The organism is Bradyrhizobium sp. Pa8, from assembly GCF_052588265.1.
Map to the genome: position 1 here is coordinate 109,390 of NZ_CP176768.1, position 20,170 is coordinate 129,559.

General features: G+C 59.5%; 14 protein-coding genes and 5 pseudogenes. 9 read left to right on the top strand and 10 right to left on the bottom strand.

The window, feature by feature from the left end; genetic code table 11:
- The first annotated feature begins 82 nt into the window (after positions 1-82).
- Together ltrA and ACKWRH_RS45765 are read left to right on the top strand one after the other, a co-directional pair.
- A complete protein-coding gene (ltrA, locus tag ACKWRH_RS45760) occupies positions 83-1,612 on the top strand; it encodes a group II intron reverse transcriptase/maturase (protein ID WP_445222706.1) in 1,530 nt (509 codons plus the stop codon).
- 67 nt (positions 1,613-1,679) lie between these two features.
- A pseudogene (locus ACKWRH_RS45765) lies at positions 1,680-2,228 on the top strand (transposase); the annotation flags it as partial.
- Between the two features lie 124 nt (positions 2,229-2,352).
- Here ACKWRH_RS45765 and sctU read toward each other — a convergent pair.
- From sctU to ACKWRH_RS45795, 6 genes are all read right to left on the bottom strand, one after another.
- Positions 2,353-3,411, bottom strand: a complete 1,059-nt coding sequence (gene sctU / locus ACKWRH_RS45770; protein ID WP_445222845.1) for a type III secretion system export apparatus subunit SctU — start codon at positions 3,409-3,411, stop codon at positions 2,353-2,355.
- Between the two features lie 5 nt (positions 3,412-3,416).
- Entirely contained in the window at positions 3,417-4,205 is a 789-nt protein-coding gene (sctT, locus tag ACKWRH_RS45775; protein ID WP_445222846.1) for a type III secretion system export apparatus subunit SctT, read from the bottom strand.
- 104 nt (positions 4,206-4,309) lie between these two features.
- On the bottom strand, positions 4,310-4,570 hold the full coding sequence (sctS, locus tag ACKWRH_RS45780) for a type III secretion system export apparatus subunit SctS (RefSeq protein WP_445222847.1): 261 nt from the start codon (positions 4,568-4,570) through the stop codon (positions 4,310-4,312).
- Positions 4,567-5,229, bottom strand: coding sequence for a type III secretion system export apparatus subunit SctR (gene sctR, locus ACKWRH_RS45785; protein ID WP_445222848.1), 663 nt, complete (start codon positions 5,227-5,229; stop codon positions 4,567-4,569). The genes sctS and sctR overlap by 4 nt, the downstream gene beginning before the upstream one ends.
- Complete coding sequence (gene sctQ, locus ACKWRH_RS45790) at positions 5,226-6,212, bottom strand: type III secretion system cytoplasmic ring protein SctQ (RefSeq protein ID WP_445222849.1); 987 nt, start codon at positions 6,210-6,212, stop codon at positions 5,226-5,228. Before sctQ ends, sctR begins: the two co-directional genes overlap by 4 nt.
- Complete coding sequence (locus tag ACKWRH_RS45795; protein WP_445222850.1) at positions 6,209-6,877, bottom strand: hypothetical protein; 669 nt, start codon at positions 6,875-6,877, stop codon at positions 6,209-6,211. The genes sctQ and ACKWRH_RS45795 overlap by 4 nt, the downstream gene beginning before the upstream one ends.
- 737 nt (positions 6,878-7,614) lie before the next feature.
- Between ACKWRH_RS45795 and istA the strand changes: the two genes are divergently transcribed.
- The 3 genes from istA (at position 7,615) to ACKWRH_RS45810 (ending at position 12,300) form a co-directional block, all read left to right on the top strand.
- Positions 7,615-9,147, top strand: coding sequence for an IS21 family transposase (gene istA / locus ACKWRH_RS45800; protein ID WP_445220984.1), 1,533 nt, complete (start codon positions 7,615-7,617; stop codon positions 9,145-9,147).
- Positions 9,144-9,986 (top strand): IS21-like element helper ATPase IstB, encoded by an 843-nt coding sequence (gene istB, locus ACKWRH_RS45805; RefSeq protein ID WP_445219607.1) that lies wholly within the window; start codon positions 9,144-9,146, stop codon positions 9,984-9,986. Before istA ends, istB begins: the two co-directional genes overlap by 4 nt.
- Before the next feature lie 949 nt (positions 9,987-10,935).
- Complete coding sequence (locus ACKWRH_RS45810) at positions 10,936-12,300, top strand: hypothetical protein (RefSeq protein ID WP_445222851.1); 1,365 nt, start codon at positions 10,936-10,938, stop codon at positions 12,298-12,300.
- A 287-nt stretch (positions 12,301-12,587) separates the two neighbouring features.
- On the opposite strand, the pseudogene ACKWRH_RS45815 reads toward ACKWRH_RS45810, so the two are convergent.
- From ACKWRH_RS45815 to ACKWRH_RS45825, 3 genes and pseudogenes are all read right to left on the bottom strand, one after another.
- Positions 12,588-12,838: pseudogene (locus ACKWRH_RS45815) on the bottom strand (integrase core domain-containing protein); the annotation flags it as partial.
- Between the two features lie 279 nt (positions 12,839-13,117).
- Positions 13,118-13,489: a hypothetical protein gene (locus ACKWRH_RS45820; RefSeq protein WP_445222852.1), complete on the bottom strand. Its 372-nt coding sequence runs from the start codon at positions 13,487-13,489 to the stop codon at positions 13,118-13,120.
- A 516-nt stretch (positions 13,490-14,005) separates the two neighbouring features.
- Positions 14,006-14,815, bottom strand: coding sequence for an IS5 family transposase (locus ACKWRH_RS45825; protein ID WP_445222853.1), 810 nt, complete (start codon positions 14,813-14,815; stop codon positions 14,006-14,008).
- Between the two features lie 105 nt (positions 14,816-14,920).
- Here ACKWRH_RS45825 and ACKWRH_RS45830 point away from each other — a divergent pair.
- The 4 genes and pseudogenes from ACKWRH_RS45830 to ACKWRH_RS45845 all read left to right on the top strand — a co-directional run.
- Positions 14,921-15,442: pseudogene (locus ACKWRH_RS45830) on the top strand (transposase); the annotation flags it as partial.
- A gap of 594 nt (positions 15,443-16,036) precedes the next feature.
- A pseudogene (locus ACKWRH_RS45835) lies at positions 16,037-17,149 on the top strand (FAD-dependent oxidoreductase); the annotation flags it as partial.
- Between the two features lie 336 nt (positions 17,150-17,485).
- Positions 17,486-18,819, top strand: a pseudogene (locus tag ACKWRH_RS45840) (IS5 family transposase).
- A gap of 385 nt (positions 18,820-19,204) precedes the next feature.
- Entirely contained in the window at positions 19,205-19,570 is a 366-nt protein-coding gene (locus ACKWRH_RS45845; RefSeq protein WP_445222854.1) for a hypothetical protein, read from the top strand.
- On the opposite strand, the gene ACKWRH_RS45850 is transcribed toward ACKWRH_RS45845, so the two are convergent.
- Positions 19,562-20,131, bottom strand: coding sequence for a hypothetical protein (locus tag ACKWRH_RS45850; RefSeq protein ID WP_445222855.1), 570 nt, complete (start codon positions 20,129-20,131; stop codon positions 19,562-19,564). The two genes, ACKWRH_RS45845 and ACKWRH_RS45850, sit on opposite strands and share 9 nt — an antisense overlap.
- Positions 20,132-20,170 lie beyond the last annotated feature (39 nt).

The following is a 20,170-nucleotide window of genomic DNA, read 5'->3' on the forward strand; positions in this document are numbered from 1 at the left end:
AGGGAAAGCCTGCCACATGGCGAAGGGGAACAGTTCAAACTGCTTGGAGTGCAAACTACCTGACCCAATGAGGTGAAGACCTTTGATAATCAGTGAAATGCAGCACAAGCTCGCGACATGGGCCGGGAGCGATCCGAACCGAAGGTTCGATCGCCTCCTTCGGCTGATTGCCAACCGGGAATGGCTTGCCGAGGCCGCTCGGATTGTTCTGGCGTCAAGTGGCGCACGAACACCGGGCATCGACGGAATAGATAAGCAACGACTGCAGGTCAGATTGGATCAGCATCTGGATGACCTGCGGAAAAGCCTGCTGGAGGAGAGTTATCGCCCCCAGCCGGTGAAGCGAATCTATATCCCGAAAACCAACGGCAAGCTACGCCCACTGGGCATTCCGACTCTGACGGATCGCATCGTCCAACGAGCCATGCTCATGGCCATGGAGCCAATCTGGGAAAGCGACTTCCATCGCCTATCCTATGGCTTCCGGCCTGAACGGAGCGTGCACCATGCCGTCCGCACCGTGAAGATACAGCTCCAGGATGGAGCCGACATGACGAGGGGCCGCTGGATCATCGAAGGTGATCTGGCAAGCTACTTCGACACGGTCCATCACCGGCTGCTTATCAGATGTGTGCGGCGACGAGTGCAGGACGGGCGGTTTGTTGATCTTCTCTGGCGGTTCCTGAAGGCAGGTCACATTGACCGTGACCTGTTTACAGCCTCCAGCGAGGGTGTTCCGCAAGGTGGCGTGCTGTCACCGCTCTTGTCCAACATCATGCTCCACGAGTTTGATGCGTGGCTGGAAGCGAAATACCTGAGCGACAAGGCTCGCAAGGACCGCTGGGCATGGAACTTCGGCATCAAGCTTGGCCGCCCGATCACGGTTCGAGAGAACCGGCAATGGAAGCCGGCGGTTGCTTATTGCCGATACGCTGACGACTTTGTCGTCATCGTAAAAGGGACCAAAGCTCAAGCAGAGGAAATCCGCGAAGAATGCCGCGCCTTTCTGGAAGGCAAGCTGAAGTTGACGCTGAATATGGAGAAAACCCATATCACTCACGTCAATGACGGCTTCGTCTTTCTGGGGCACAGGATCATTCGCAAGCGAGGGTCGCACGGGCGCATGTCCGTCGTCACAACGATACCCAAGGAAAAGGCGAAGGGGTTTGTTCGCAGGCTCACTGAAGCCCTTTCCGGCAATCATAGTGTCAGCACGGTCGACATGATCGCTGGCCTGAACCGTCAACTGGCGGGATGGGCAGCGTTCTATAAGTTCACCGACTTCACCGCGCACGTATTCCGGCGCATCGACCATGTCGTATTCTGGAAAATGGCGCACTGGCTGGGGCACAAATACCGGTCTCGCATCAAACCTTTGATGCGGAAATGGTACCGACCCCCGGAACCGGGCAAGGCGAAAACCTGGCTCGTGTTTGGTCGAAATGAACGCGGCGGGCCCCACGGAAAAGCACTTTACCGGCTTGTCTCAAGTCCGAAGGCGCAGTTCCGATGGCGCAATCCGGAGGAAAATCCCTACATCTTCCGAAAAGAAGCCCGCAGCACTGTCACCTCGCACTATCAGGATGTTGCTATGGCCATGGGCCAAGCTTGAACAGAGAGCCGTATGCGCTGAAAGGTGCACGTACGGTTCGGGGAGGAGAAGCGCGCTCGCGCTTCTTACTCCACTCAAGATCACCGGCTGGGGCTGGTACTACCTGTCGACCGTGCTCGATGACTTCTCGCGCTACATCGTGGCCTGGCGGCTTGGTCCCACGATGTGCGCCTCCGACGTCACGGCCACGCTCGACCAGGCGCTCGCGGCCTCCGGCCTTGACCATATCACCGTCGCGCACCGGCCGAGGCTTCTCAGCGACAATGGTTCGAGTTACGTCGCGGACGATCTGGCCAAGTGGCTCGACCAGAAGCGCATGCACCACGTGCGCGGTGCTCCGCATCATCCCCAGACCCAGGGAAAGATTGAGCGCTGGCATCAGACGCTGAAGAACCGCATTCTGCTCGACAATTACTACCTGCCTGGCGATCTCGAACGGCAGGTACGCGCCTTCGTCGAGCACTACAATCATGTCCGCTATCATGAGAGCATCGACAACCTCACACCTGCCGATGTCTACTTCGGCAGGGCCGAAGCGATCCTTACAGAACGCAAACGCATCAAGCTTGTCACTATCGCAAACCGCCGCTTGCAGCATCAGCTGCAGGCCGCTTAAACTCTAACCCCCGATGAGCCAGAGCCTCCCTTCTCGAAAAGCCTGATCAGTCTCAAATTATCTGACGACGGACACTCTCAGATGATCAACCGCGAATCCTCCAAGGCAATGCCCGGCGTCACAATCACAGCCGATAGGCCGTCTCAGCCGCCAGCTTTCCGAGCGCCCTAAGAACCGTCGCGAGAGGTTCGATCAGGTGCGACGGAATACACTCGTCCACCAAACCGTCCTCCAGCAGCGAGCGCGCCAATGGAATGTTTTTCATCACCGGCACACCGGCAGCATCCGCAGCATCAATCATTCGCTGCGCGATCAGATCGGTACCGATAGCATCAATTACTGGTAAGGGAGCCTGCCGCGGATCATAGTAAATCGCCACTGCAATATGCGTAGGATTGGTGATCAAGACGGTCGCTCTGCGTGCTTGGTCGATCGTGTTTTTGGCTAACAATTGCGAATGGAGTTGCCTGCGTCGGCCTTTGATCTGAGGGTCACCTTCTTCTTCCCTATACTCTCGTTTCACCTCGTCTTGCGACATCAAGTTCTTCCTCGTGAACTGCCATCGCTGAAACGCAAAGTCCGCAATTGCAACCACGAGATAGCTTGCCCCCACATATGCGGCGATAAAAAATAGAACGTTGCCTGTTACCGCGGTTAGGCATGATATCCCGCAGCTCGATGCCCACACGAGCGCAGCTACATCTTCTCGGAGCACCAATATTAGAACCAGGCCAAGCATCAATACCTTCACGATCGACTTGCCCAGCTCGACGAGATTTCGCAGCGAGACGATCCGTTTAATGTTCTCACTGGGACTGAGCCTCTTGAGCGACGGTGCGACTGCATCGGACGCATAACTGGGTCCGTTCTGCAGCAGGTCGGCGCCCACACCAATGATCAGCACGACGGAAAGGAAGGGCGCGACCATACTTTGTACTTCACGCATACAAGCTTCTAGGAGCTGACGAGCGACAACTAGGAAATCCCCTTCCAGAAACGATACAGGCAACAGAATCGTTGCCTCAAGCCGATCCATCATGCTGGGCAAAGAGGCGAAGAACAGGCTGAAGAACGCAATGGTCATTGCCGCGGATACGACTTCCTTACTCTGCGGCACTTGCCCTTTCTTACGCAGGTCTCGCAGCCGTTTGGGAGTCGGCTTTTCAGTTTTTGTACCCGTCATGACAGTCACTTGGTGATGCGGCTAAGAAACGCGATAGGCGAGGGCACGTGCTTGTCAGCGTTGGCCAAAACAATCGAGAGCGAAAGAAGCAGTAGCAGAAGACCGACTGCGCTCTTGACCGACATCGCGAGAAAGAAGACCTGCAGCTGCGGTGCAAACCGGCTAATCAGCGCCAACCCCAACTCGCTGAGGAACATGGCAACGATGGCGGGACCGGCGAGAAGCAACGTCAGCAGCATCACAAGGTCTGTGAGCCGCAGAACCTCCGTGACGAATGCCGGACCAAATGCAGGGTGAAAGCTCCACAGCGGCCAGATGGTATGGGAGCGATAGAGTGCCTCCAACATTCTGGAGAAACCACCGGTGACGAATAACCATGTGGTGTAAAGCTGAGCCAGGAAGGTCCCCAGCGGGGGGACCTGGTTGTCGCTCGCAGGATTCAAGAGGCTTGCCATCGTCCCACCCCTCTGGTTGTCAACGAATGTCCCCACGGCCTCCACACCCCACATAGTCGCGGCAACTGGCATGCCCAGCACGAACCCGAGCAAGAGCTCCTTGAGGCCCAGACCCAGAACCGGCGTCAGATCTGCGATATCGAGGTTGGCTGGCTTAGTTGCCCAAGCACGCCCCACTATCGGGAGCGTCAGTGCCATGATCACGCCGTTCCGCGCCAAGCCGGTCATGATGCGTCGTCTCAAAACGGGAACGACCAGCATTACGCCCGCTATGCGAGCCATCGCCAGCACAAGAACAACGAGGAAAGCACGCAGATCGGTCGGATCAAGTGGCGACATTGGAGTAGATCAGTCGAGATGATGGAGAGTGGAATCGTAGCGGACGCTCTTGGCGGTGCCGCGCAAAGAGAGACTCGAACACCCGCGCATATCCGGCCTCAAACTTATATCCCGCCGATCTTGTCGAAGATGTTCATCGTATATCGGCTAAGCTCCTCGAACCAACCCGCGGTGGCGACCAGTACCAGGCTCACGCAAGTCAGCTTCACTGCGAAGGGAAGTGTCTGTTCTTGAACTTGGGTCAGGGCCTGCACAACGCTTACGATCAGCCCGGCCGCCGTAGCCACAAGAACAGCGGGCATCGACAAGACGAGTGTCAATTTGAGCGCGGCAATGGCGGCGTAGGTGAGAGTGGCGGAATTCATGACGGTTGCCCAGCATAGGAAACGGCGAGGCCGTGGATTAGGCGCTGCCACCCGTTCACCGCAACGAATAAGAACAGCTTGCATGGCAGGGATATTGTCATTGGCGACACCATCATCATGCCCATCGCTAGAAGGATGTTCGAAACGACGAGGTCGACGACGATGAAGGGCAGGAACAACAAGAAGCCGATCTTGAAAGCATCTTCCAATTCGGATGTGACGAAGGCTGGGATCAAAATCAAATAGTCGCTGCCAGTTATGGCGGAGGCGTCCTCCTTACTCCACAATCCCCGCGTCGCATTGACAAAGAACTGTCGTTCCTGTTGCGTCGTGTTCTTCAAGAGAAACCGGCGAACTGGCTCAGCAGCGAGGATTATCGTTTCTCTTAGTTCGTGGAGATTTTGAGAAGCGATCGGCTTGTCGCGGACTGCTTCATAGGAACCCTTGGCCACTGGCTGCATGATGTAGACCGAGAGCAGGATGGCAACCGCATTGAGTGCCATGTTCGGCGGAATGTTTTGAACGCCAAGCGCATTGCGAATAAGCCCAAAGACAATGATGAGCTTCACGTAAGAGGTTACTGTAATCGCAACAAAGGGGATCGCCGCGATGGCGGCGATCAGGACGATCAGCGTAGAGGGATCAGGAAATCCGGTCATCGCCCTGCTCGTGGTAGGCGCAGGTCGAGCACGCGCACACCTGTCCGCTCGGCGATGCGCACCAGTTCACCGGTAGCGACGACCTGACCATTGACGCGTAAATTAACGTTGGTGGTGGCATCAAAGCCAAGATCCAGCACCTGGCCGACAGACAGTTCGCGAAGCTGCGTAAGGGGCATGGTCAGGCGCCCAACTTCGACATCAACCGCCAGGTTAATGCTGTCGAAGGTTTGCGGTGGGAGCGGATCGAGTCCATCCATTATACTGTCCACTACTGAGAGGATGGTAAGGCGGCCATTCATGAGCGAGGCGCGAAAGCGCGAACTGCCCGAAAGGCATAAAAGAATGGTCATGGTGCCATCATCGGCGACCGGCGGGGTGTCCAACAGGATGACATCGCCTCGCGCGAGTTGCTGCAGATCCGCGAGGATAAGGTCGATGCGGGCGATTAGCAGATCCAAAAAAAGGGGCAACTCATCGAGCTCGGCGCGCACGACCGGCAGCGTGGAGCAGCAGTCGGCAATCCATTCCAGGCCGTCACCATTGAATTCTACCAGACCGAGGAGGTCATTTGGACGGTCCAAGCGAAGGATTTTGATTGCATAAGGAAACGGTTCGGTGATCTCAGTCGATGACCAAATCGGCCGCTGACCGCACCATTGCTCTACCTCGATCGCGAGATCTCGGAGGACCACGTCGAACAGTAGTTCTCGCAGGCCGTCGTCCAGAGGCAGCGCGGTGATTTCTGGCCAATGTTTCACTGCGATAGGCGCAAGGAGCGTTGAGTCGAATGCGACGCGAATATCGTGGCCGCGCGGGCGCGTCACCCCCCAGTAGTAGTCCGCCGCAAGGCGCGGCAGCGCCGAATCGGACATGACAGCTTCCACTTTGATACCAGCGAGGGTGAAAGAAACCGGCAGACGGGTCGCAAGACGCGAAACGGCGGCAGCCTCGCGTGGGCCATAGCAGGGAAGATCGATCACGCGATCTTCTCAGCTATATAGTAGAGTATTGGCTCCAACCGCCGAGATCGTCGGCTGCTGTCGCGCCCACCACAAGCTGAGCTGTGGGCAATTACTAACATCACGATGCGCATTCCGATCCGATCGGACAAGTCGCGCGCAAATGCCTGGCCCTGTAACTGCAGGATGGGCCACAGATACTCGGATTCAATGCGTACTGTTAGCGTATCATTCCGGCCACTGATGGCCACACGTGCATTGCCGAACGGCTCACGGTTCAACATGATCTGGACTGCGGTATCCTCGACGTAGTCTCGGCCGCTCCAAAGACGATCAGCTATCGTCTCGGCTAACGCCACGAGCGTCACTGATGGTGAGCGCGTTTCAATCACTTGCGAATCTTTTACAGGATCCGGCGTGGCACCGGCGAGCGAGGCGCTAAGGAAGGAAGAGTACGTGGCGCGCTCGCTTTCTGCCGGATCATGCCGGTCATTGTCAAACTCTCTGCAGCCAGGTGCGCTCTCTGATGCCTCACAGACCTCTCGATTGGCCTTTTCGAACGTTAGCGAGAAGCGCGCGATATCCGAGCACTTCCGGCCCTGGGTCATCCCGGCTGGTGGGACGGGACGATCACGTGACATAACGGTCGGCATCGCAGCGCCTTTTGCTAGCGTGAGTCGTTGCATCGATCTACCTCCACTGACGTTGACAGGGCGACGTCGCCAGCACTTGTCAAGGCATGATATGAGTCGACACCTACGCGACCATAAGGGGAGATGTCCCCTCGATTGCAGAGCTGCCTCCACCTCTCAATCTGCTCAGGGCCGACTAGAATCAAATACAATCTCGATATCGGCCCAGCTGACAATGTTATGCCTTTCAGTAGGCGCTAGCGGCGTATAACGCGCCGGACGTTGATCGTGATGGTGGCGGCGGTTGGTCCCGGTAAAGGGGGCGGTTGGCGCCCGCGAGGGCAGGCGCAACGCTGGCACCTGCCCGCCTTCGCAGCAACTTGGCGTCGTCGGTCCGCGCTATCGCCGCTGCAAATGCTGCCCGCCAAGGCTTCCAGGGAACGGCGGGATCAGGTGCGCGATGCTCTCAGTCACGCGCGCTGTGACGCCCGACCATGCCTTCCGGCAATACGATGCCGGTGCTTTTGCGAACCGTCTAGTAGCGCGCGCGCCTGAAGCGCGCCGGAACATGGCGCTCGCTCAACCGGACGGAATCAAGGTGGGCGGCGGCGATCAAGGTGAGACCTTAGCGACAATCAGGATGAGACTGCGCCGATGGGGACGGACCGAAGGGAGGGCGTAGCCCGACCGGAGGACCGTCCCCATCGGCGCCGCGTTTTTCGGACCCGTCTGGCGGCCGGGTGCGGCTGGTGCAAGCTGTTGATTCGTCTCGACAAGAGGGAATCGATGCCTTGCCTGGCCTTCACATCACCGACCACCAGATGAGGCTGTACATGACCTACCGACTGACATTGTCCCCCGAGGCCGCCGCGGCCAAGGCGGGGTTCTCGAAAGCGAGCGCGTATCGGATCGAGAACGATTTGCGCCTGCCATCGCAGAAGAAGGCGCCGAGGGGCCGGCGACGGTCCGATCCGCTCGATCCCTATTGGGACGCCGAGATCGTTCCGATCCTGAAGGCTGCGCCCGGCATCCGCGTGATCGGCGTGCTCGACGAGCTGCGCCGCCGGCATCCCGACCTCAACCCCAACATCCGACGCACGCTGGAGCGGCGCATCAATGCCTGGCGGGCGCTCAACGGCCCTGAACAGGACGTGATCTTCCGCCAGGAGCACGAGCCCGGTCGTCTGGGTCTGTCCGACTTTACCGATACAAGCCCGCTCGGCATTGCCATCGCGGGTGAGGCGCTCGATCACCGGCTCTACCACTTCCGGCTGGCGTTCTCCGGCTTTGAGCATGCCCATGTCGTGCTCGGCGGAGAAAGCTTCGTCGCCCTGGCCGAGGGCTTGCAGAACGCCCTGTGGGCGCTCGGCGGCGTGCCGCGGGAGCATCGCAGCGACAGCCTGTCGGCAGCATTCCGCAATCTGGCGGCCGACGCGCGGGAGGATCTGACACAGCGCTACGCCGCGCTGATGGGCCACTACGGCATGGCGCCAACGCGCAACAATGCGGGCATCGCACACGAGAACGGCTCGATCGAGAGTGCGCACGGTCATCTCAAGCGAGCGCTGGAGGATGCGCTATTGCTGCGGGGCACGCGCGACTTCGCCAGTCTCGATGCCTACCGGGCTTTTGTCGACGAGATTGTCGGCCGGCGCAACGCCAACCTCGCCAAGCGGATCGCGCTCGAAAAGGAAGCACTAGTGCCACTGCCGAAAGGCCGCACGACCGACTTCGAGGAGAAGGTGATCCGGGTGACGTCGTCAGGCGGCTTCATCCTGCGGCGCGTGTTCTACACTGTGCCTTCAAGACTGATTGGCCATCGCCTGCGTGTGCGCATCTTCGACGACCGGCTCGAATGCTTCCTCGGCGTCACGCCGGTCGGGACGCTGCGGCGCGGGCGGCCTGTGTCGGAGAACCACGGCGGGCATGTCGTTGATTATCGGCACGTCATCCATGCCCTGCGGCGCAAGCCGATGGCGCTCGTCAATCTCGTCTATCGCGATCAGCTCTTCCCGCGCGCGGCTTACAAGCGCCTCTTCGAGACCTTGCGGGAGCATGGCGACGACCGGCGCGCCTGCAAGGTGACGGTCGAGCTTCTGGCCCTGGCCCATGAGCGAGCCTGCGAAGCCGAGCTCGCCGAGGCGATCGCGACCGCTCTCGATGCCGGACGGTTACCCGATCTTGCGGCATTGCGCGATCGCTTCCGACCCGAGGCGGCCTCGATCCCGAGTGTCGCCGTCAAGCTGGCGTCGCTCGACGTCTACGATGAGCTGGCCTCCGTCAGCATCGTGTCGGCCCACTCGAACCTGGGAGGAGCAGCATGACCGGCATAGCGACCTCAATCGATGCCGCCCGCGTCGAGCTGCTGCTCAATGAGTTGCGCCTGCCCGGCGTCAAGGCGATCTGGCCGAAGCTCGCCGCGCAGTCGGACAAGGAAGGCTGGCCCGCCGCCCGCTTCCTTGCGGCCCTTGCCGAGCACGAGGCAGCCGATCGCACCCGCCGCCGCATCGAACGACACATGGTGGAAGCGCGTTTGCCCGCCGGCAAGACGCTCGCCACGTTCGAGTTCGAGAGCGTGCCGATGCTGTCAAAGGCACAGGCGATGGCGCTCGCCGCCGGTGACGTCTGGTTGAAGACCGGCGCCAATCTGCTGCTGTTCGGTCCACCCGGCGGCGGCAAGACCCATCTCGGCGCAGCGATCGGCCTGGCTCTCGTCGAGGACGGTTGGCGCGTTCTCTTTGCACGCACCACTGATCTGGTGCAGCGGCTGCAGGTGGCCCGGCGCGAGCTGGCGCTGGAGTCCGCCATCGCCAAACTCGACCGCTACGACCTCCTGATCCTCGACGACATCACATATGTGAGCAAGGATCAGGCGGAGACCAGCGTACTGTTCGAGCTGATCGCCACCCGCTACGAGCGACGCTCGCTGCTGATCACGGCCAATCAGCCGTTCGGCGAGTGGGGCCGCATCTTCCCCGATCAGGCGATGACGCTGGCGGCGATCGATCGCCTGGTGCACCACGCCACGATCCTCGAGATGAACGTCGAGAGCTACCGTCGAAAAGTTGCTCTCGATCGCAGGCGCGGTCCAGGCCGGCCGCCGGTTCACGCCACTCCAAATGAACTCGAGAAGGCGGTGACTGACGCTGGCAATGCCGCTTGATTGTCGCGCAGCGTCAATCAAGCCTTGCCAAGCCCGCAGCCAGCGTCAATTATCTTCTGACTCGGCCGCCTCGTCTCATCTTGATTGACGCGCCGCTCTCATCCTGATTGTCGCGCCATATCAAGGGTAGACTCGCCATGCACGATGCGGAGACGCCAGCATTAATTGCCAAACCAGGTTCACTCGACGATCTTGTCTCACACCGCAAACCGATCTGGGATGGGTCGACGACGGACGCTCGCCTCAAGAAGTGCGTTGTGCGTACCCGTTCAGGCGTGTCCGGCTGACGACATTATGTTGGCAACTCGGCGAAGCGGTTCAGGTCATTGGCCTGGCAATGCGCATGGTTCGGCCCGATTCAAGCAGGGACTCCGCGGACTCTCTTTGGTGGCACTCCGCTTGCTAGAGCTCAAATCTCTGCCCGTCCATCGGCCTGTCGCACCTTCGATTTGCGACCTCATCGAGCTAAAGAGCCCCTGGCCAATTGGGGCACCGTCACCGTCACGACGATCTTGGCACGCTCTTTCGGCGGCAAGGGAGGGGACGAGGCTGGGGCGGCAAGCAGAGCGAGTTCGTCGAGATAGCCGCCATTCTAGCATTAGCTAGAGCGTGTGCATTCTCGCCTGTATCGGAGGTGAGTCATGGTAGGCATTGGCCCGATCGGGAGATCGCATATTGCAGAAGTTGAAGCGGCGAGCACCGGTTGGACGGGTAATCCGTGCACCGAGCCCGTTCTAGGCCGTGGAGAAGCTGGCCAAAGTAGCCAAACGTCCCGTTCTGTCCTTGAGCAGACGTCCCCATCAGTGGCCGGCGGAATAGGATTCGCAGAATGCTTGCGAAGAGATGAGCAGTTGGAGATCGTGCGGCGTCTCGGTACGGACGACCCCCACAGACGGCGCGCAACTTCGACGGCTTTATGCGTGCAAGCCACGAGGGCAGGGAGCTCGTGATGGAGACGTTTCGAGGCTTGAGTCTCGCAGGTAAGTTTGCTTCAGAATTGTCTGCGTCACTGAGCGCGAATGCTGCGGATATGACTCAACAAGACATCGCTGCACATGCTGGCATCTTGGGCCTTCTTTCGCCTGGGCGACGCAGTGCGCTCGTAAGCGCTGCCCTTCACATTGAAGAACCTTGGGGGCGAGCGGTCGCGATCGCCGGGCTGGGCGGGGGCGTTGAATATCTGCAACCGCTCGAGCGCTCGAACCTCGTAAACGCGATTTTCAGCCTTTTCGAACCTGCCGACAGAGCGATCGCGATTGCCGGAAGTCGGTCGGTTTGGGGGCACATACCCGTCCCGAATAACGGAATGGGATTGGCGTTGAAGCATCTGCGGCCGCAGGAGCGTTCAGCCCTCGTCGAGAACATTCGCTCGATGGGCACTTCACACTCTAGAGCGGTTGGGATTGGAGGGATGGCACCGGGGTTCGGGCACCTCGAACCGGAGGAGGTCGCCGACCTTATTCGGATGATCTACGACCCACAACACCCGAATACGCTGGGACGTGACGCAGCCGTGGCGATCTCCAGATTGGGGCCGGGGCTGAGAAATGTGACGGATGAGCAGGTTGCCCAAATTTTGAAGGTCATTTTCGACCCAAATCATGCCTCCGCTCCCACTACTTCACAGAGAGCTTGGGCAATGGCCGGCCTAGGGGCGGGGCTAGGACGGCTCAAATCGGACGAGCGCACCGAACTGTTCCGGATGATTTCAGATCCAACTCACCCGAGAGGCCTGAACAATCAATGGGAAGTCGGTTACGTGATCGCTGGCTGGGGTGTAGGATTGGAGCACCTTCAACCCAGCGAGCGCACCGAGCTCTTCCAGATGATTTCGGACCCCAATCACCGGAGAGCCTTGCCAGATCACGTCAAAGCGACTGCAATCTCCGGACTGGGGCCAGGGCTGAAGCATCTGCAACCCGCAGAGCGTACCAAACTTGTGAATATGGTCTGCGACCCAAATGACCAGAATGCTCTGACCGTTCACAGAGCTGAAGCGATTGAGGGGATGGGGAGAGGGATGGAGTGTCTAGAGTCAGGCCAGTGTTCAGCTCTCGTTTCTGCCGCACTCGCCTTTACCGAAATCCGCGATCAAGCCAAAGCGATCGGCGGGCTCGGGCAAGGGATGAGGTTCTTGAAACCAGACGAGCGCTCTCGCCTCGTTGTTGCGGCGGGTGAGCTTTGGAGAGCTCCGCACCTTTTTGCTCAGGTTCCATGGTGGGTGATGCGTAACCGGACTAGCGCGATCGCCGGGCTCGCAGCGGGACTCAAGACGTGGACGATGCAAGTCTTAGACTCTACGTCCGATCGTTGAGGAGGGATGGACAGCAGGCCGCCCCCGCCAGGGCAACGGTAGCGTCCGGACGCCTCGCTCAGAACAATCTATTAGGTCGAATAACTCACTATTGCGGCTGCAATTCGGCCGCAGCCAGAGTGTGACCCGACCAGCGGGAGGGGCTTGCCCCGCCGAGGCCCATTCACAAAATACTTGAAGACGAGCGCCTGACCAACGCGCAATGATCGTGCACTGTCCGTCGTCAGATAATTTGAGACTGATCAGGCTTTTCGAGAAGGGAGGCTCTGGCTCATCGGGGTTAGAGTTTAAGCGGCCTGCAGCTGATGCTGCAAGCGGCGGTTTGCGATAGTGACACGCTTGATGCGTTTGCGTTCTGCAAGGATCGCTTCGGCCCTGCCGAAGTAGACATCGGCAGGTGTGAGGTTGTCGATGCTCTCATGATAGCGGACATGATGTAGTGCTCGACGAAGGCGCGTACCTGCCGTTCGAGATCGCCAGGCAGGTAGTAATTGTCGAGCAGAATGCGGTTCTTCAGCGTCTGATGCCAGCGCTCAATCGGCTCGAGGGACAGCGCTTTTTCCAATCTCGTCTGGGGCCCCCAGATGGGCGGCCCTGTCGGTCAAGTAGGATGCGGCCATCGCCGTGTTGGTACCTGCGAGGGAGACCATCGCGGCGACATTTCCGGGGTCGATTTCTAACGCATTGTCCAACGGTCGAGCGGCGAAATTGACGTACGGACGCGATAGACCCCGCCACATTGGGGGCTCAACTTTCAGATGCCCGCTCGCGACGCGAGCCATCCAGATCTTCTCCGTCAGTTCGCGCCAGTGCTCGCTCAACCGTCACCTAAATTCGATTTCCTGGCGCAACATCTGGTTCCTGGCGCAACATCTGGAATGTATCCGAGTTGCACCTCGAGAGCCGCCAGGGCTTGGCGAGCTCCCTCTAAACGTGCGGTCGCCTCATCCAAGACCTGCCGCGCCTCATTCAATCGAACGACCGCTTTCGCACCGGCATCAAACAGCTTGGTCCGTATTGACGGAGGTCGATCCTCGAGAACTGCGCGCCGGAGCTCGGGCAGCACGTTCATGAGCGCTCGATGTGCGAGCGCTTGCACGGTTTCAGACTTCTCGGCAGCGGCAAGAGCCTCTCGGTAAAAATGCACCGCCTCGATGGCTTTCTCTTCAAGATGGAGATCGTCGCTCAATCACTCATTCTCGCTACTTGCATCGTGAAAATACCCGCCGTTTCTTCGGTCCTACAGACGCTGGCGGCCTGTGAGCTCGCGATGGATGGGGCATTCAGCTCACCGAGCTCACCCGCTCGCACCGCCGCGCTAGTAACGCTAATGCGCTAAGTCGCGGCCGCACAAAGAGCTTCATATCAGTGCTGCCAAGCCGCTTCGATCCGTCAAATTCATTACGATGATTCATCGACCTGCAACATCAACGAAGTCGAATACCTCGCCTCAGCGGCCTCACCGCGCGTTTCAAACAGATGACGCGGATCTCCATTTGAGAATTGAAGCATCGTACTCCTCGATGAACGGCTCCGAGGCCATTTGCAACTTCCTGTGATCGTACAACCTGACGCAACGTGCGCTTCAAGCCGTTTGTGCTCATGCTCAGGGTGATCCTGGACCGGAACACTGGCGGGGCGATTAGGTTCAACGGGCCCGATCGTACGCTGCAAAGATGATCTGAGGCCGGCAAACTAGAGGCTGTTAGGAACCAGCAGCGAGTTTAGCGACGTTCTTGAGCATGATGCATGCGAAGGCGATGAGGTGGATATCGGCGAGGGTCTGAGCGCATCGCTCGTAGTCTTTGACAAGTCTTCGGAAGCGTGTAGCCCACGCGAAGGATCGCTCGACGACCCATCGCCTTGGGAGCAGCACGAAGCCTCTTTTGGCCTCCGACAGCTTTATGACCTCCAGGGCAATGCCGTGTTCTGCAGCCGCCGCTGCAGGCTTGTCGCCTGTGTAGCCCTGGTCAACGAAGGCGACTTCGACGCTTTGACCAGTCTCTGCCTGAATCGCCTTGGCGATCCGGCCAATCTCGGCGCGATCGTCGGTGTTGGCGGGCGTTACATGCAGCGCCAGAAGATGGCCGAGCGTATCGACGGCCAGATGCAGCTTCGAACCTTTCTTGCGTTTGGCTCCGTCGTAGGCGCCGCGGGCGCCACTCTCGGGCGTCGAACGCAGAGTTCGACTGTCGATGATGGCGGCGGTCGGCTGCGCGGGTCGTCCAGCCGCAAGGCGCAGAATGACGCGCAGATCCTCGGCCAAGGCCTCAAAACAACCCGCGCGCAACCACCGCTGTGCCTGTTGATAAACGATCTCCCACGGCGGCAAATCGTTCGGCATCCAGCGCCAGGGCGCGCCGGTCTTCACGATGTAGCGCAGGCCGTTGAATACCTCGCGAAGCGCGTGCGTCCACTGCGAGGCGTCCTCAGGCAAAAGTGTCAGATAGGGCGCAACAAGCGCCCACTCGTCATCGGAAACGTCAGAAGGATAAGGCTCGCGGGGAATCGACATCCCGCAAACCTCAACATCTATGGTTAATCAGTTCCTAACAGCCTCAAGACCATTTTTGGCTAGCGTTTTTCGCACCGAGTCCCAGGCTGGGAGGAGCGAAGACCGATGAAGGCCTCGAAGTTTTCAGACGTCCAGAAGGCGTTCATTCTCAAGCAGGGCGCCGACGGCATGCCGGTTGCGGAGATTTGCCGCAAGGCCGGTATCACCCAGGCGACCTATTTCAATTGGAAGACCAAGTATGACTGGCTGCTGCCGACCGAGATGCGGCGGCTGAAGCAGCTTGAGGACGAGAACGTTAAGCTGAAGAAGCTGGTCGCCGATCTGTCGCTCGACAAGGAGATGCTGCAGGACGTGATCCGCCGTAAGCTGTGAAGCTTGGGCGGAAGCGCAAGCTGGTCGACGAACTCCGCAGCGAGTGGCAGGTCTCGATCCGCCGGACCTGTGCGGCGCTCGAGTTCGACAGATCGGCCCACCATTACAAATCGCATCGCTCCGGCCAGGCTGCCCTCGAACATCGGATCGAGGAGATCTGTCATGCACGCGTTCGCTACGGCTATCGCACGTGTCCACGTCCTGCTCCGCCGCGAGGGATGGCGCTACGGCCAGAACAAGACGCGTCGCGTGTTTGTGCTCTCACAAAATCTTGTCAGCTTTGATCTAACATCAACAAGCGCGCGATGCCCAGTAAAAACTGTAGTGCTTGCAGAAGCGACTTTCAGTTCGGCACGTCGCTTGCTTTGCTCAGACCACCATCACACCGCGACGACAGGACAATGCCGAGAATGCTGTGCTGCGATAGTGCGCGACTGCCGACTACTGCTTCCGGTCTTCGCACCGTTCTCTGCCGCAGCCCTACTCGCAGCGCGCTCGCGACCTCATTCGCGGCGTGGTCTTCGCGGAAGTACTGTTGGCCCTCTATAGCACTGGATGGCGGCGGTACTCGTCTGCGAATGCCGGAGCGCGACCGCATTTCACCGTTTGGCCCAGGCGGGTCGTGCGCCGCTCACTCTCAGACTATAGTAACTTCCGTCGTCAATAGCGCGGTGCTTCCTTTCTAGGGCTGCGGGTACGGCGGGTGATTCTTAGGCTCTGCTGCGGCTGTAGCGCGTCCACGAGAGGGCGTAGCCCTCAAAGGTGCGGTAGCGCGGCGGAGATCAATAGCCGCGCGTTGGACAGCGGAAGAGGGAGTTGAGGATGCGGGTTTGAGAAGTCGCCGTCGTCGGCCTGGGGCTGATAGGAAGCTCTGCGTTCCATTCGCTGGTGCGACGTGGGGCCGACGTGCTCGGATTCGACCCTCTTGTCTTGGGCGAGGCTCGCGGCTCGTCGCATGACTCGTGCCGAGTGTACCGACGCTTCAATTTCGAGAGCGCGGCTTACACGGACCTCAGTGATGCTGCCTTCAAGGGATGGCGGATGTTGGAGGCCGCCAGCGGACGGACAATCCTCATGCCGACTCGGGTACTCGAAGCAGGACCTCCCGGATCGAAGATGGTAGCCGACTCCCGCGCTGCCGCGCTGAAGGACGCCGTCCCCGGCCCCACAACGGGAGCGGAAGCAAACGCCGCATTTCCCGCGTTCCGGCTTCCCGAACACTGGGATGTGGCTGTCCAGGAAAGCGGCGGGATCCTGTTGGCCGAAGCTGCGATCCGCGCATTTCGCGAAGGAGCCGAGCACCGCATCATTCAGTCTCCCGCTCAAATCCGGCCGGTGGCCGCCGGCATCCGTATTGCAGCGCCTAAAGAGGTAATCTTGGCCGAGAGGGCCATCATCGCTGCTGGACCGTGGATTGCCGGGCTAGTCCCGGGAATCGCTCGACACTTAAAGATCACCCGACAAACAGTCGGGTGGTTCAAGCCGGCCAAACCCGAACTGGTGCGTTACGGTGAGTTCCCGGCGTTCATTATCGAAGGGAAGAAAGGAGTGGTATACGGCTTTCCCGATTTCGAGGGACGAGGTGTGAAGGCTGCACAGCACGACCATGGACCAGTCGTGGGCGCAGACGCTTGGCCCCCGCCGCCAACCGACGCAGAACTGGAGACTGTTGGATTGACACTCGCCGAATTGGTCCCCGGTGCGGCAGGCCCAATCGTCGAGCGCGATATCTGCCTCTACACGAACACGCTCCGAGCAGACCTGCGACCGGACGAGGGCAACGAATTCATCATCGATCGACTTCCGGCCGATCCCCGCATCTCGCCTTGCTCCGGTCACGGTGCCAAGTTCGCCAGCGCGATCGGTCCGATGCTCGCGCATATGGCGCTCGATGCGAAGCTGATAGGGCCGAAGGCATTCCAAATCGACCGGTTCAGCGGCGTCGAGCGGCCAAGCTCCTGAGATGTCAATTGACGACCAATTCTGGTATTTGTGCGCCGTCAGCGCCTGCGAGACAAATTGAGGTATTTTGCGGAGGGAGGATTTCTGGTTCATCGTAGCCACCAGGAGCGAAGATGAAACAGAAATCCGGACCGGGCGTAGCGCCGGCAGACCAAGTTCTAAAGTCGCCCGTGAAGAATTCGGAAGCGATTGATGCGTCGCTGTGATTTGACGCGAGCAAGTATTCGATTTTGCAAGAAAGCCGTGGGTAGGTGTTGGTTTTCTTGCGTTTTTGGATTCCGGATTTGGCGACTTCGTGATTCCTTTGACGGTGAGATTCGCTGTTGGGGAGAACCCATGAGCCAGCCGCGCGACGATCGTCAGGACGATCTGTTTCGTCCATCTCTGGAAAAAATCATCAACCTTCGCCATCCGCTGGTGCATCTCGCGGCGGAGATCGATTGGGACTTCCTGGCGGGACGCTTCAGTTCGGTCTGTCGCCTCGGGCCGGGGCAGCCACCGTTGCCGACACGATTGGTAGCCGGACTGTTCATCCTCAAGCACATGCACAATCTCTCTGACGAGGCGCTGTGCGACAGGTGGGTCGAGAACCCGTATTTTCAGTATTTCTGCGGCGAGGTGGTGTTCCGGCACGACCTGCCGTTCGATCGTTCGTCGCTGACCCGCTGGCGCCAGCGGCTGGGCGAGGAGCAGATCGCCGCGCTGTTGCAAGAAAGCCTCTCGGTGGCGCATCGAACTGGGGCGATCGAGACCAAGGATCTCGAGCGGGTCGTTGTGGACACCACCGTCCAGGAGAAGGCGATCGCGCATCCGAGCGATGCGCAGCTCATGCACCGGGCGATCGAGAAGCTGGTCGATTTGGCCAAACGCGAGGGCATCGAACTGCGCCAGAGCTATCTGCGCGTGGCCAAGCGCGCCCCCATCATGGCGGGGCGCTACACGCATGCCCACCAGTTCAAGCGCGCCCGGCGAGAGCTCAAATTCCTGCGCACCCGGCTTGGCCGCATCATCCGTGACATCCGACGCAAGATCGAGGGCGCCCCTGCGCTTGAGGATCGCTTTGGTCCGCTGCTCGATCTCGCCCACCGGGTTCGCCATCAAGAGCAGCGTCAGCGCGGTCCCAAGGTCTACTCGTTGCACGCCCCCGAGGTGGAGTGCATCGGCAAAGGCAAGGCCAGGGCACCCTACGAGTTTGGCTGCAAAGTCTCGATTGCCACGCCCGCCACCGCGCCCAAAGGCGGGCAGTTCGTGCTGCATGCCAAGGCCCTGCACGGCAATCCTATGACGGCCACACGCTCGGTCCCGTCATCGCCGATCTCGAAAAGCTCACAGGTGTCGCGGCGCGCCGCATCCACGGCGACAAGGGCTATCGCGGCCACAACTATCCCGACCGGTTCAAGGTCTGGATCAGCGGCCAGGTTCGCGGCGTCACCAAAGCGATCCGTCGCGAGATGCAGCGTCGGGCCGCCGTCGAGCCTGTGATCGGCCATCTCAAGGACGACCACCGAATGCGCCGCAACCATCTCAAGGGCCGCGACGGCGACCGCATCAACGCCGTTCTCGCCGCCGCCGGCTACAACTTCAGCCTGCTCCGCCACTGGTTCACGGAACTTTTACGCGTCTTGCTATGGATACTCTGTCGCCACCTCTCGCAACCACACCTTGCGTAAAAAACCGCTCAGAAACGTTCTTCACGAACGACTCTAAAGGATATTCGACGGCAGACCCGCCGCAGTTAGGCTGCTGCGTCGGATTTTGTAAGACCAGCGGGTCGATCTGGTTGGGGCGTTTTATCCGCTCCGAACGCCTGAGCTCGCCGGCGAAGCTTTGTCCCGTTGGTGATCCCAGTCCATTCCAGCCACCAGTAAAACGTTAGCGGCGGCGTGACTCGGCGCCCTATTTGTCGCGCGCCATAAACTGCCCCCGCATATTGCCTCAGATGACAAGGTTACGCCCGCTCCGAATACCTGACTTTCGTCGGCCTCATCCGTCTGGAGGACAGCTCGCGCCGACGTTCCGGAGGCGATCCGTTAATGTCGCAAGGCAGGCATTCGCGTGGTTATGATCACCGGCGATCACGCGATTACCGCGCGAAGCGTCGGTCGCACCGCGGGTTTGGACGGCAATGTGGCCAATGTTATTGAGGGACAGCATCTCGTGGAAATGATGGAGAACAATTGTGGCGACCTGCTTGGCGCGAGCATTTTCGCGCGCGTAAGTCCGACCGAGAAGCTGCCCGCCTACCAGGCGGTTGGTGATGCGTCCGCGTTACGGCAAGCTGATATCGGTGTAGCGATGGGGTTCCGCGACGCCGATGTGGGGCGGGAGGTCGCCGCCATGCTCCTGTTCGACGACGCATTTCCGCTAGTGGTGACTCAGATCGTGATTGTGGGAGCAGAACCAGCTCGTGCTTCATGTTGATGATGGTCCAGCCGTGTCCCGGAACAGATCGTTCGATCCCGTCGTCCTGTGCTTCTTCGGGCTGCATCGTTCCCGAAGTCCACAAGCGAATTTGCGGCCGGGGCGCTTATCGCTCCGATCCGTGAGAGCCTTGAGTGTCAGGTGAGACGAAGCCAGTTCATTCCAGGATCTCGCCACCTCATGCCATCTCTCTGGTCGTGTGGGCAAAAGCTGAAGCATCCTTTGCGCCTTGCGTGCAGCCGAGAAATTCCCGACGCGCTTAGCTTCTTCCAGGGTTTTGTGCAGCTTCGCTTCGAGTTTTTTCCATCCGCAACCGGTAGTTCTACCCTCGACGAAGTAATCGATGGTGATACGGAAGGTCAGAGCACGGTTTACGGCAGCTTGCAATTCCAACTCGGGTTGGTTCAACCATTGACGAAGAGCTTCGAGGTGCTCCGGCATGCTAAGCGATGGATCGTCGCCATCCTCGAATATCAAGAATGAGCCGAATGACGCGATATCGAGTTGCAGGTCCAGATCTTGCGCTTCTAGCCAACTGACGATTGCTTCTATTGGCGACATCACTTTGGCTCTCCTTCCTCAGGCCTTGCTTGCGCTTGG

What these genes read in the sequence shown, in the direction of transcription:
- sctU (WP_445222845.1), bottom strand. Translation starts at nt 3,411, where the DNA reads ATGACGGGTACAAAAACTGAAAAGCCGACTCCCAAACGGCTGCGAGAC.
- sctT (WP_445222846.1), bottom strand. Translation starts at nt 4,205, where the DNA reads ATGTCGCCACTTGATCCGACCGATCTGCGTGCTTTCCTCGTTGTTCTT.
- sctS (WP_445222847.1), bottom strand. Translation starts at nt 4,570, where the DNA reads ATGAATTCCGCCACTCTCACCTACGCCGCCATTGCCGCGCTCAAATTG.
- sctR (WP_445222848.1), bottom strand. Translation starts at nt 5,229, where the DNA reads ATGACCGGATTTCCTGATCCCTCTACGCTGATCGTCCTGATCGCCGCC.
- ACKWRH_RS45795 (WP_445222850.1), bottom strand. Translation starts at nt 6,877, where the DNA reads ATGCAACGACTCACGCTAGCAAAAGGCGCTGCGATGCCGACCGTTATG.
- istB (WP_445219607.1), top strand. Translation starts at nt 9,144, where the DNA reads ATGACCGGCATAGCGACCTCAATCGATGCCGCCCGCGTCGAGCTGCTG.
- ACKWRH_RS45810 (WP_445222851.1), top strand. Translation starts at nt 10,936, where the DNA reads ATGGAGACGTTTCGAGGCTTGAGTCTCGCAGGTAAGTTTGCTTCAGAA.
- ACKWRH_RS45825 (WP_445222853.1), bottom strand. Translation starts at nt 14,815, where the DNA reads ATGTCGATTCCCCGCGAGCCTTATCCTTCTGACGTTTCCGATGACGAG.
- ACKWRH_RS45850 (WP_445222855.1), bottom strand. Translation starts at nt 20,131, where the DNA reads ATGTCGCCAATAGAAGCAATCGTCAGTTGGCTAGAAGCGCAAGATCTG.